Raw genomic sequence first — 11,710 nt, forward strand, 5'->3', positions numbered from 1 at the left:
TGTTACTCACCCGTCCGCCGCTAGCTTATCCCGAAGGATAAACCCGCTCGACTTGCATGTATTAGGCACGCCGCCAGCGTTCGTCCTGAGCCAGGATCAAACTCTCCATAAAGGTACCCAAAAAAGTGACGTTAACCTCCGAAGAGAATTCCGATTACTTTTCCGGGGCCCAAATTCAAATCTGACTTGCTCATTTGAAGCTAGCGAGATTTTGCAATCTCATTTATAGTCGATTGCTCGACTGTGCTTACTCACTCGTTGTTCAGTTTTCAAAGATCAATTCTCCATGCGTTATCCCCGCCTCAACCTCAAGGCCGGAATTACAATATAGCATAATTGCCCAACCAGATGCAAGCTTTATTTCTACAAATTCCGATAAAATTTGCAGCCCGTTTTGGCCGGACCAGTAATATACCACGGGCATTTGGATAATGCAACACCTTTTTAAAAAGAATATCGATTCAGCTCTTGCACCACAAGTTCTTGCTCAAATTGCTCTTTCAATGAATCATTGCTTGGCGAAATCGTTAGTCCCATTTCTTTGAACTCTCGAATCAGATTCTGAATCTCATGAAGGTTACCCTCTTGAACATATTGCTCAGTCTGATTGATGACATGGAACGCCATAGCCTGATAAGCATCCGAAAAGCTTTGATCAACACCCTCTGCACCTCGGTAATCAGCGTAATATCTTTTAAACGTATCCATCAAGCTTTCTTCCATTCCTAACCACTCCTCTCAAGTTATAGCATAGTTTCCCACTTCTCTTGCCAAATTATACAATTAAATGAACAACAAGCCCCCCGCTAGTAAGCAAGGAGCTTGTTTATGAATCTAACCTTTTTATATATCTATTGTAGGAATGCGAACTTTCTACCTTTATTTAACGTCAATAGTTGTAACGGATTGATTTTGGCCTTTAAGCTGGATCAGGTGACCTGCTGAGAAGTTAGCCAAATTGCCTGTCAAAGCGAAAGTCGAAGCCACATTATATGTAGTGGATTGATCAACGCCATTGATATTTTGTGTAATTGTGATTGTCGCAATTTTACCTTGAGCGTTAACTGTTGTTGCAGTCAACGTACCCGTAATGTCGAAGTTTGCATTTACTGGGGCATTCGTAGTTACTTCTACAAATACAACTGTGTTGTTGAATGTACGTACTTTCACAGTATCGCCAACAGCAATTTCAGTAGCAGCTACTTTCACACCATTACGCAAAACGAAAGCATCTGGGTGCAATGTGTACACAGTTGTTGTGCCATTTTTAGTTAGGGAAAGAACATTGTTGTAAACAGCCGCATTAACCGTACCTGTTTTTGTGTTTTGATCTTCACCAGGCAATTGCTCGTTTGTACGATCTAGAAGAGCTGCCAGTTGAGCACGTGTTACATTTTGATTTGGTCTGAATGTATTGTCTTCAAAACCGTCGACTAAGCCTTTATCAACCGCTACTTTCACATAACCAACGGATCCTGCTGGAATTTGCTTCGCATCCTTAAATGTAAGTTTGCTAGTCATGTTTGCTTTAGCTTCACCTTCTAATTTCAACGCTTTCACTAGAAGTGTCGTTGCCCATAGACGGTTTGCTTCTTCACTTGGACGAACGCTGTCATCGCTTTCTGTGAATAGGTCATTCTCAAGAGCTACAGCAACATAACCTACTGCCCATGCAGGAACTTTGTCTGCATCTTTGAAGTTCAATTTCGTTGATTTTTCAGCATCGGACTCAGCTTGCTCACGCAATCCCATCAAACGAACAGCCGCTGTAATCGCTTCAATACGAGTTACTGTTTTCTCTGGTTTAAAGCTGCCATCTTCATATCCTTCGAAAACACGTTTGGAAGCTAGGCTTGCAATATAACGCATTGCCCATTGTGAATTTTTCATATCGTTAAAATTAATGTTAATTGTTACGTTCCCGTTAAAAACATTTTGGGTATAGTTGGTATTGTTTTTAGATCCATTGTTATTATTACCTTTACCGTGATCATCGTTTTTACTTCCATTTGCAAATGCGGCAGTTCCGCCACCCATTACCATTGTAAGAACAAGTCCTGTAGCTACGAATTTTTTCATTAGATCCTTTTTCATTGTAAAATCTCTCCCTTAGTCATTTTATGGTTTTTACATAAGATGGAGCCTTCGCGAAGGGTTCCTGGTTATGCTACAAGGATTCGCCAAAGCATGTCATTTTTTGGGGGTAGAGCTTGTAAAACTTTTTAAAATCAATTCTCAAAGTCTATTAAATCCACTCTGAAACTGCTAAACTGAGACCATATAGTCTAACGCTAAAGGAGCTTATGTATGCGCTTACGAAACCCGCGAGTTCAACTCGTTATTGCTCTGGCTGTACTCCTAATCCTTGTATCAGCATTCTCATTCAGCAAGATTTGGTTCAAACAAGGAAGCATTAACGTGACCGCTGTAGCTCCACCTGTGATTCATCAAGACACCCCACAAGTAAGTGAAGTCCCGGCAGCAGCACCCATTCAAGAGCCGAAAAAAGAGAGCGTCGCCACATATCCAACAGAAAACGTAGATGTCGTCGTCATTGGAAGCGAGCTTGAAGGCCTCTATTTGGCTCGAGCCGCCATGGATGAAGGCCTCAAAGTGAGAATATTAGATCCGCACCAAGCCTTTGGAGGTCAAATCCTGCAAAGTCAGATGCTGTTTCTGGATGAAACACGCGATGAACAAGGGCGCCTTCTCGTTCAAGGCCGAGCGAAAGAACTCTTCGACGGCTTCCGTAACGCTAAGATTCGTAAGCTGCCTGAATTTACAACCTATATGAATAAACTAAGCAAAGATATCCCCATAGAGTCAGGCATCACCATCCAAGAAGTTGAACAAATCGAAACGCCTGACTATATGCACAAGATTCCATCGCTCATCTATCGAACAAACAAAAATGAAGTAAAGAAAATCACAGCTTCTTATTGGGTAGATAATAGTGATTTTGCCGCTTTAATTAGTCGATTGGAAGCCAAACGTCTACCAGGACTAGAGAAGTTCTATGGTCAGAAAGACATTGAATATATGAGTGCTGGCATGATGATGAAGTTTAAAAACGTAGATTGGAAGAAGTTCAATGCTGCATTCAACGCATTAAAGCCTGAGGAAAGAGCAAAGCAATTTGGCGGCGGAAGTGTCAGCGATAGTTTCGCAATTGGTCTTAGCGGAATGACGAAGGCTTATCATCCTTCTAATGATCGTGTTTTCTTAAGAGGTTTGAATGCGGTGAATCAACGCGATGGAGAGGTCCTCATTAACGCCCTGCTCGTCTATACCGTGGATCCTGCCAAGCAGGCGTCTGTGCAAGAAGCTGTATATTTAGGAAATAAAGAAACTGCACTCATCTTACAACATTTCCGTAAAACATTACCTGGTTGGGAAAAAGCAGAGCTTGGCGAACTTCCAACTTATCCCTATGTACGTGAATACAACCATTATGAAATGGACTATACATTAAAGCCTTCTGATCTCCTTGCTGGCACCATGTTCTGGGACAATGTCAGTATTGGCGGTTATCCGTTAGATTTACAAGGTACAAGTGCCAACAAGTGGGGAATCGAGATGGGTCGACCCGATAAATATGGCATGCCGCTTCGCAGCTTTTTGCTTAAAAATTATGAGAATGTCATCGCAGCTGGAAAAAATGTTGGTTCCTCAGCTATTGCTTACGGCAGCACACGTATTCAACCGAACACGAGTCTTGCCGCTGAATCTATCGGTGTCATCTTAGGCCAACTTCATGGTAAGCAAAAGCTTCGCGAAATTACACCTGAACAAATGTTGACGCTTCAAACGTATTTAGCAGCCCATTATCAAATCAAGTTGACTGGCGTAACGGCTACCAACAAGATTACAGGGTGGAATGAAGAGGAAATTCGCAAACTGGATACTGGCGAGATCACCTATCCAAGTTATATTCAAACGCGTAAGAAGCCTGCCGTAAAATAAGGATTCAAGTCAGAAACCGTGTCCTCGTTCATGCAACGAGAGCACGGTTTTTTTCTTTCGTAAAGGTATTGTAACTAAGGCAACATGCGTATACAATAAGCAATATACTTATAATTACTTATCAACACTTAAGCATAGGAGGCCGACACCCTTGTTTCAAGAAGAACGACTCGTTGCCATCCTCGAATACTTAAAATCAAATAAGCGTATATCGGTTGACCTGATCTGTGAGCTTTATGAAGTTTCTCGAGATACCGCAAGACGAGACATGGTGAAGTTAGAAGAACAAGGCTCGATCGTTCGTACAAGAGGCGGAGCAATTCTTCCGACACTTTCCAAAGAAGTCGGAAATTATGATCAGCGTTTACAGGCAGAGTCATCTTCCAAGCATACGATTGGGAAGACAGCCGCTGCCCTCGTTCAAGATGGCGATTATCTTATGATGGATGCCTCAACGACTGTTCTGCATGCCGCAACTGCCCTGAGCTCTAAAAACAACATTGTCATCACGAGCTCCATTGAAACAGCCGCTATCCTCACCCGCAAAGATGAAATAACAATTCATATGCTTGGCGGCGTGCTAGATAATAAGCATCATAGTGTCTACGGCGCGAAGGCGATTGAAATGTTAAAAGAATATCATGTCGATAAACTGTTCATTGGAACTTGCGGAATATCTGAAGATGGATTATCTGCGCCGAACGAAGAGGACTGCTATCTAGTTAGAGCCATGATGCAGCATGCGGATCAAGTGATTGTACTCGCAGATCATTCCAAATTCGGTAAGCGATTGTTCCATCGGGTAGTTGGATTTGAAAGTATTGATATCCTTGTGACCGATCAAGCGCTTAGCGAAGAGATGAAAGAACGCCTATTGGCCAGTGAAGTTGAAATTGTATTAGCAGGAGGAGATAACCACCATGATTAAACTTATCGTTAGCGATCTTGACGGCACCTTGCTTGACCATCATAAGAAAGTAACTGAGCGAGAGCTTAATGCGCTACGCCAAGTAAAAGAAGCAGGAATTACGCTTTGTCTAGCCTCGGGAAGAATGAATTTGGAGATGCAGCAAGTGCTTCAAGAAATCGATCATCAAGCACATTCTGTGTCCCAAAATGGCGCCTTTATCCACTTGGTGGATGGAACACTCCTGCAAGCGAAGCTATTTGAGCCTTCTATCGCCAATCTAGTTTATCAGCTCATCAAAGCTTACGATGTCGTAAAGCTGATTTGCTCTGGGAATGCCAACTATATTGAGCGCTTGAGCCCAGCTTCCGACGAAATTCAAGCGAGAATGTTTGAACCTTTTCTATTAAATAGCGAATTAGAGATGACCATGAAAGATGTGTTTCCGATATGTAAATTTTCTCTCTTCGGGCGTGTAGACAATTTACTAGAGATCAAAGCGTTATTAGAAAAAGAACTCCCCGATCAATTGGACATCTATCTGGCTGATAAAGATTGTCTCGACATCATGCCTCATCAAGTTTCGAAAGGGAGCTCATTGCTTACACTTATCGCGCATTTAGGTTTCAAGCCTGACGAGATCGCATGTTTTGGAGACTCTTTTAACGATGTTTCTATGTTTGGTATTACACCACATAGCTTCGCCATGCATACTGCTCATTCAGATGTGAAAAGGCATGCCGCTTATACGGTGAATTCCGTATCCGAAGCGATTGCACACGTATTTGCTTTCAATGAAAAGTTTACGTCTGAACATAAAGGCAGCGCCGCATTATGAAAAGACTTTTAATTATGGGCTGCTTATCTTACTTACTAACAGGCTGCACACACGTTATATTTGGCGCGGTGCTGCCTGAACTACTGGCCCATTATGGTCGAAGCTACAGTGGCGGTGGAATGCTGGTCTTCTTGCAGTTTGGGGGGTTCATGCTAGGTGTGCTTGCGATGCCTTCGCTCATTCGTCGTATTAGTCGTAGAAGTACGATTACAATGGCATTTTGCTTCTTGTTTGTCGCTATGCTTGCTATTGGCTTACTGCCTCCCTGGCCAATGGTTATCGGGTTGACCTTCCTTGCAGGTATCTCATTCGGACTTGTGGAATCCAGTATAAGCACATTCGTTCTCATGGCAGCCAAAGATCAACAAGCCGTTGCCTTCAGCAAGCTTGAAGTTTTCTTTGGACTAGGCGCCTTATTTATGCCGCTTGTATCTAGTTTACTTATTGCAAATGGTCTATGGAAAAATGCGTTCATGCTGCTAGGCATTAGCGCACTTGCTACAGGGATCATTTGGTCAAAGCTTTCCTTAGGTGAGCATGATGAATTACTTTCACATAAAGCAGACAGCACACAGAAAGCGGAGCGAGTTCCCGTTCTGTCTAAAAGATCCTTCATCTTCTTATGCTTGCTGATGACCGTATTCTTCTTATATTGCGGCATGGAGAATACGATCGTTAATTTCTTACCGTCGATCTTCAAAGACCAGCTTCAGGCTCCCAGCTCCATCGCTTCACTTGGCGTTACCGCTTATTGGGTAACCATGGTGGTTGGACGCATATTTGCAGGCGTACTTGCGGAGAAAATAACGTATTTTAAGTATTTAGTCTTCTCCTTCGCCTTAAGTGTGCTCACCGTATTCGTATGGCTATTTAGCACGAATTTGTGGAGTAGCTTTGCCGTCATTCTTTTACTCGGATTATTTATGTCAGGTATGTTCGCCGTCGCCATAATCTATGCGAATCAATTATTGCCAGGACGTACGGAACAAACAACAAGTACACTTATCGCCTCTGGTGGTTTGGGCGGAGCCATTCTGCCGCTCGGTGTAGGTTGGGGCATGGATCACTTCCATGTAGGCGTCTCGATTTGGTTTGTACTTATTAGTATGTGTGTTGTATTTGGCATTATTATGTATACTCGCAGATGGCAGGTTCCTATGCTGCGGGCGAAAGCTGATGACATCATTGCATCCCAATCGTGATGCGGGAATAGAATAGCTGGAACGTAATGAAAAACCCTTCAGATCCACAATGTGGAATTGAAGGGTTTTCGCTTTATTGAAATGCCTTTAATTGAATCACAATGGCTTTATCCTCAAACACCACATTCTTAATCCCAATTAATTTAGGCAAATAAGATTGAAGTGGAATTTCAACAGGAGCCAATTGCAGCCAATCACTAGGCAGCTGCCAATTCTTGATCTGCGTATTCACATGCTGAATGACCAAGTTAGGCGGGTCCCACGCCAATGAAAACATCGTGCGAGCACCGACCGGAATCCGTTCGTGCCACCTCACGTTTACATCCGCCTCAATCATGGAGCCTTGAAGGTTCAGCTTGATACCTTCCATACGGAAATCATGCGGCAGCAAGCTGTGCGAAGCTAATTGCTTCTTGAGCAAATGATTAACTTCCTCTTCCGAAAGCCGAACCTCCAGCTTCCGGGAGAGGATCATTTCTGCCATTTTGCTGCTAATTGAAATCTCTTTATACTGCAGATCAAGTGACTCCGTTGGTTTCACATACTGAATGACGATGACTAGCATCACCGCTGTGATGACAGCCAGAGTCAAGATCGTAATCATGATTTTCTTCAGCATGCTGCTTTACACCCCGCAGATAATGACTAGCTTCCTTAAGAAGCAAGCTATTCTTCTTTATTCTGCTGCTTCTCTTTCAACCAGCGCGGAGCTCCCTTGCTCTTGCGATCGCGCTCGCGTTGCGCTTTGCTAACGGCTTTGCCAGCGGCAGCCGGCTTCCCTTGCGCTGCCGGCTTCGCCGGAGCAGCGTCACGCTGGCCGCGCTCGTCTGGTGCCGCGGCGCTTACACGCACCGCGCCCGCTGGCGCGGCAGCATCGCGCGCGCTGGCGGAGCCGCTGCGCGAAGGTGCTGCGCTAGGGCGCGCAGCTTCACGGCGGCTGCGCATCGTAGCCGCACTGCGGTCTTGGGCCGGATCAACCAACCGGCCTTCGTACATCGCCTTCGGCTCGATCGTGATGCCAAGCTGCTTCTCGAATTTTTCGATGATGAATAGCTCTTTCGACGTCACGATAGAGATCGACGTCCCTTCGCGGCCCATCCGGCCTGTCCGACCTACACGGTGAAGATAATACTCCGCATTCGTAGCCACATCCAAATGGAATACGTGCGTCACACCTTCAATATCTAGTCCTCTTGCAGCAACATCAGTTGCAAGCAACAATTGGAATTTGCCCTCACGGAAATTACCCATGACTTTGGCGCGGTCCTGCTTGCTAGCTTCTCCATAGAGGGCTTCAATCGAAAGGCCGACATACTGCAGCTTGCCAACGACTTGCGCAATATCATCAGTCACGTTAATGAAAACAATCGCAGAAGTTGGCTTGATCATGCGAACAAGTCTTCTGAGTGTATCAATTTTCTCACGTTCCTGGCACACGACATAGTGATGTTCCAGCGTTTCAGCAGTACGCTGTGAGGGATTAATTTTGATAATAACCGGATCCTTCAGCCATCTGCCTGCTGCTTGCTCCGTACTTTGGGGAATTGTCGCCGAGACAAACACCATCTGACTTGAACGCAGCATACCTTTGAGCACCGCTTCTACATCTTGCATAGAGCCAAGCTCGAACACCTGGTCGACTTCATCGACAATGCCGATTTTCACATGATGCAGCGTCAACTTCCGAATTTTCATCAGCTCAAGCAAACGCCCTGGCGTTCCAACGACAATGTGCGGATGAAGGCGCAGCTTTTCTACCTGTCTCGCAGCGGCAGCTCCCCCAATCAAGGATTGCGAACGAATAGGTCCCCCGCTCGTCAGTTTCTCTATTTCCTGCATAATTTGCATGCCTAGCTCTCTCGTAGGGACGACAACCAGTACTTGCAATTGTTTTTGCGAAGGATCGATTCGCGCAAGTGCCGGCAGCAAATAAGCTAGTGTTTTACCCGTTCCAGTCTGGGATTGGATAATCGCATCTTTACCTTGCAGAAGAACTGGGATACCCTCCGCTTGAATCGGAGTTGGCTCACCAATCCCCAAATGTTGTAATTTATCTAAATACGTCTGTGCAATCTGCAGCTGTTCAAAACTCGTACTCAATGCTAAATACCCCTTTTCTCTTCCAACCTCATGCCCATATTATATGCTAGAGTGCTTCAGCAAACAAATATTTACCGTTACCCCACTATCTCTCTGATCCCCACTCATCCAAAAACTTCTGCTTAATGGCATCGCGCGCACGAAACAGCCTTTGTCGCACAACGCCTTCTGTTACATTAAGTTCACTAGCCATATCCTTGTAAGATAAATTATGCATCCATTTCATGGCGATAATTTGTCTATAGGAGGGATTAAGTTGATTGATATAGGCGATAACGGCTTCTCGCATGACCTTCATTTCCACTTCTACATCTGGCGAGGCCGAATAATCGGAAGTTGGGGCTGACTCCTTTAAGGAGAAGAGAATCTCTGTCTCGAGTTCGTCACGGTTACGTTTATGTTTTCGCAGATGATTTAGGGTTACGTTCCGGGTAAGTCTTTTGAGCCAGCTCTCATATTTATCAATTTCTGTTAATAACGGGGCCTTGTGAACCGCACGAAGAAAGGACTCCTGGATAATATCCTCCACGGCCGCGTGATCTCTCAAAATAAAGTTAATCATCGGATAGACGAGCAAGTAAAATTCTTTATAAATTTGTTCCTGCAAGCTCTTATCTAATGTATTAAAGTCGCTGTTGAATATCTCTTTCAGTGACTTCATCCTATTCCCCCCTAGCCTACAGGCAAAAAGACCCATCATATATCTACCTTATTTTAGGATAAAAAGGAGGAGTAAACAATCGTTTAACGAGAAATATTCGGAAAAATTTTCCTCCAGGTTCGAAGAAGACTTAAAATGCGTGAAAATCGGTCTACAACGCCTTTTTCTCCACTTTTGACAGGTACACCTTCATCTATTAAACTTAAAGTGCTCCAACTACCTATTTCCATCCGAAGGGATGAAGTGAATGAATACCGATTTCGAGAATGATTTTAACACGTTGGTCACCAAAACAGCTGAACTTATTACGGGGGACACATCCCCAGAAATGATCGAGAAAATCAAGGTTTGGGCATTTTTTAACCATGTTCATAAGGCTCTTCCTGCACTTGCCTCCCACTGGAACCAATCTCATCCCGAAGGCAAGGCCGAAATGCGTCGTATTTTCGAGGAAATCCGTGCGCTGAATCAAGCCAAGCAAGCAGCAAAGCCTGATCAAGCTGAAACGTAGGATAGTAAGTTGAAAAAAGCGACCCCAATCATCTGACTGGGAGCCGCTTTATTTTTTGTTCATAATACCTGACGCCAGCTTGTCGAACATGCGAGGAAACATATGAAACAATTTGATTCCTACACCAGCTACAAAAGGCAGGTTCTTTTCAGGAATGTTTTTCTCGATGGCATGCAAAAGCTCCTTAACAACTTTCTCTGGCTTTAACATGAACCAAGCGACGTTTTTCACGTAATTGCCGCTCGGATCCGCCTTGTCGAAGAAAGGCGTCGCAATCGGACCTGGGTTAATAGCCGTAACCGATACCCCCGTCTTCGCTAGCTCCATTCGCAAACTATTCGTAAAGCCTAGCACCGCATGCTTGGTCGCAGAGTAAGCAGTCGATTTGGCTGAGCCAATTTTACCTGCCATCGAGGCAATATTGACGATATGACCGCTGCCCACCTTCAACATATGAGGAAGTACGGCTTTCGTGCAGCGCACTAGACCTAGATAGTTCACATTCATCATCTCTTCAAATTGTGCAAAAGGCGCCTCAGCAAATGCCTCGAAAATACCATATCCGGCATTATTAATTAGGATATCAATACGCCCAAATTCGGCGATGATTTGAGCTACAACTCCATTGACTTCTTCCGTATTTGTAACATCCATCGCATAAACCGCATGCCGCCCTGGCAAGCCTGAAGCAATTTGCTTCAGCTTATCTGTACTCCGTGCCGTTAGCACAGGAATAGCTCCCTTGGCTGCAAATTGCTTTGCCATCACAGCCCCTATCCCACTTGACGCACCAGTAATCAAGACGACCTTGTTCGTAATTTCCAACCTAATCCGCTCCCTTCCACGCAAAAAAAATGGAGTTACCATTTTGTAGGTACTCCACACGTTCTAACTTATATTACGTAATTAATACTTGAATGTCTAGTTCACCAATGCCATCCATAATTAATGGAATGGTTAATGCTTTCTTCGGCACAAATCCTGCTGCCGTAGCAGATTGGACAATCTTAGGTGGCGTGATGTCTACCCGAACCCCTTGATTAAAGAGCATCGTGCTCGCGTTACCACTAATCATATTACCTAGTTCAGAAATGGCACTCTTTCCCATTTCGTCCATTTCGGTGACGACGAATCCGCCCATCATGGCAGATACCATTTTCAAAGCAACGTCTTCAGCCAAACCAAAGACAACGTCGCCTTCCATTTGCCCAGTCATCCCAATTTGAATCCAGATATAATTTTCCACAAACTTAACGTCTTTAATGCCGAGCTGCCCCGTTGTTGGGCGAATGTTAGCAACTTGTTCGATGACAATTCTAGCCGACTCCAAAAAGGGATTAATGTACTCAGCCTTCATAGCTCCGCTCCGATCTCATTTGTGAATAAGTTCCACAGAAAAACGACCTTTTTCAACATTATACATAAAATTTTGGGACAAGTATACTGTCAATTTCACAAAAATAGTTCCAACTACTCAGATACATACCCCCTATTCTACCGTCATACTTAAATTGTCGAAATGCTAATT

General features: G+C 44.3%; 12 protein-coding genes and 1 rRNA gene. 5 read left to right on the top strand and 8 right to left on the bottom strand.

Annotated features, from left to right (window positions below; all coding sequences use genetic code 11):
• The 3 genes from AC58QC_RS17645 to AC58QC_RS17655 all read right to left on the bottom strand — a co-directional run.
• Positions 1–112, bottom strand: a 16S ribosomal RNA gene (locus AC58QC_RS17645); the annotation flags it as partial.
• Positions 113–444: 332 nt separating this feature from the next.
• On the bottom strand, positions 445–723 hold the full coding sequence (locus AC58QC_RS17650; protein ID WP_497416440.1) for a hypothetical protein: 279 nt from the start codon (positions 721–723) through the stop codon (positions 445–447).
• A gap of 156 nt (positions 724–879) precedes the next feature.
• Entirely contained in the window at positions 880–2,094 is a 1,215-nt protein-coding gene (locus tag AC58QC_RS17655; RefSeq protein WP_497416441.1) for an S-layer homology domain-containing protein, read from the bottom strand.
• Between the two features lie 213 nt (positions 2,095–2,307).
• Between AC58QC_RS17655 and AC58QC_RS17660 the strand changes: the two genes are divergently transcribed.
• The 4 genes from AC58QC_RS17660 to AC58QC_RS17675 all read left to right on the top strand — a co-directional run bounded on the left by AC58QC_RS17660 (position 2,308) and on the right by AC58QC_RS17675 (position 6,910).
• Positions 2,308–3,963, top strand: a complete 1,656-nt coding sequence (locus AC58QC_RS17660; protein WP_497416442.1) for an FAD-dependent oxidoreductase — start codon at positions 2,308–2,310, stop codon at positions 3,961–3,963.
• Positions 3,964–4,114: 151 nt separating this feature from the next.
• Positions 4,115–4,891, top strand: a complete 777-nt coding sequence (locus AC58QC_RS17665) for a DeoR/GlpR family DNA-binding transcription regulator (protein ID WP_497416443.1) — start codon at positions 4,115–4,117, stop codon at positions 4,889–4,891.
• Positions 4,884–5,708, top strand: coding sequence for an HAD family hydrolase (locus tag AC58QC_RS17670; RefSeq protein ID WP_497416444.1), 825 nt, complete (start codon positions 4,884–4,886; stop codon positions 5,706–5,708). The genes AC58QC_RS17665 and AC58QC_RS17670 overlap by 8 nt, the downstream gene beginning before the upstream one ends.
• Positions 5,705–6,910: an MFS transporter gene (locus AC58QC_RS17675; protein ID WP_497416445.1), complete on the top strand. Its 1,206-nt coding sequence runs from the start codon at positions 5,705–5,707 to the stop codon at positions 6,908–6,910. Before AC58QC_RS17670 ends, AC58QC_RS17675 begins: the two co-directional genes overlap by 4 nt.
• Positions 6,911–6,983: 73 nt before the next feature.
• Here AC58QC_RS17675 and AC58QC_RS17680 read toward each other — a convergent pair whose 3' ends face one another.
• The 3 genes from AC58QC_RS17680 to AC58QC_RS17690 all read right to left on the bottom strand — a co-directional run bounded on the left by AC58QC_RS17680 (position 6,984) and on the right by AC58QC_RS17690 (position 9,671).
• On the bottom strand, positions 6,984–7,529 hold the full coding sequence (locus AC58QC_RS17680; protein ID WP_497416446.1) for a hypothetical protein: 546 nt from the start codon (positions 7,527–7,529) through the stop codon (positions 6,984–6,986).
• 47 nt (positions 7,530–7,576) lie between these two features.
• The gene (locus AC58QC_RS17685; RefSeq protein WP_497416447.1) at positions 7,577–9,010 is read right to left on the bottom strand and encodes a DEAD/DEAH box helicase; all 1,434 of its coding nucleotides are present in this window, start codon (positions 9,008–9,010) and stop codon (positions 7,577–7,579) included.
• Between the two features lie 85 nt (positions 9,011–9,095).
• Positions 9,096–9,671, bottom strand: a complete 576-nt coding sequence (locus AC58QC_RS17690) for an RNA polymerase sigma factor (RefSeq protein ID WP_497416448.1) — start codon at positions 9,669–9,671, stop codon at positions 9,096–9,098.
• 247 nt (positions 9,672–9,918) lie between these two features.
• Here AC58QC_RS17690 and AC58QC_RS17695 point away from each other — a divergent pair, with 247 nt between their 5' ends.
• On the top strand, positions 9,919–10,182 hold the full coding sequence (locus AC58QC_RS17695) for a DUF2573 family protein (RefSeq protein ID WP_497416449.1): 264 nt from the start codon (positions 9,919–9,921) through the stop codon (positions 10,180–10,182).
• Between the two features lie 48 nt (positions 10,183–10,230).
• On the opposite strand, the gene AC58QC_RS17700 is transcribed toward AC58QC_RS17695, so the two are convergent.
• Both AC58QC_RS17700 and AC58QC_RS17705 read right to left on the bottom strand, forming a co-directional pair.
• The gene (locus AC58QC_RS17700) at positions 10,231–11,007 is read right to left on the bottom strand and encodes an SDR family NAD(P)-dependent oxidoreductase (RefSeq protein ID WP_497416450.1); all 777 of its coding nucleotides are present in this window, start codon (positions 11,005–11,007) and stop codon (positions 10,231–10,233) included.
• 73 nt (positions 11,008–11,080) lie between these two features.
• Positions 11,081–11,539 (bottom strand): chemotaxis protein CheX, encoded by a 459-nt coding sequence (locus AC58QC_RS17705; protein WP_497416451.1) that lies wholly within the window; start codon positions 11,537–11,539, stop codon positions 11,081–11,083.
• Positions 11,540–11,710: the final 171 nt, after the last annotated feature.

The sequence above is a fragment of the Paenibacillus sp. J22P51 genome (assembly GCF_059692215.1).

Coding starts and splice junctions, on each gene's coding strand:
- AC58QC_RS17705 (WP_497416451.1), bottom strand. CDS start 11,539: ATGAAGGCTGAGTACATTAATCCCTTTTTGGAGTCGGCTAGAATTGTC.
- AC58QC_RS17695 (WP_497416449.1), top strand. CDS start 9,919: ATGAATACCGATTTCGAGAATGATTTTAACACGTTGGTCACCAAAACA.
- AC58QC_RS17675 (WP_497416445.1), top strand. CDS start 5,705: ATGAAAAGACTTTTAATTATGGGCTGCTTATCTTACTTACTAACAGGC.
- AC58QC_RS17650 (WP_497416440.1), bottom strand. CDS start 723: ATGGAAGAAAGCTTGATGGATACGTTTAAAAGATATTACGCTGATTAC.
- AC58QC_RS17660 (WP_497416442.1), top strand. CDS start 2,308: ATGCGCTTACGAAACCCGCGAGTTCAACTCGTTATTGCTCTGGCTGTA.
- AC58QC_RS17680 (WP_497416446.1), bottom strand. CDS start 7,529: ATGCTGAAGAAAATCATGATTACGATCTTGACTCTGGCTGTCATCACA.
- AC58QC_RS17670 (WP_497416444.1), top strand. CDS start 4,884: ATGATTAAACTTATCGTTAGCGATCTTGACGGCACCTTGCTTGACCAT.
- AC58QC_RS17655 (WP_497416441.1), bottom strand. CDS start 2,094: ATGAAAAAGGATCTAATGAAAAAATTCGTAGCTACAGGACTTGTTCTT.
- AC58QC_RS17690 (WP_497416448.1), bottom strand. CDS start 9,671: ATGAAGTCACTGAAAGAGATATTCAACAGCGACTTTAATACATTAGAT.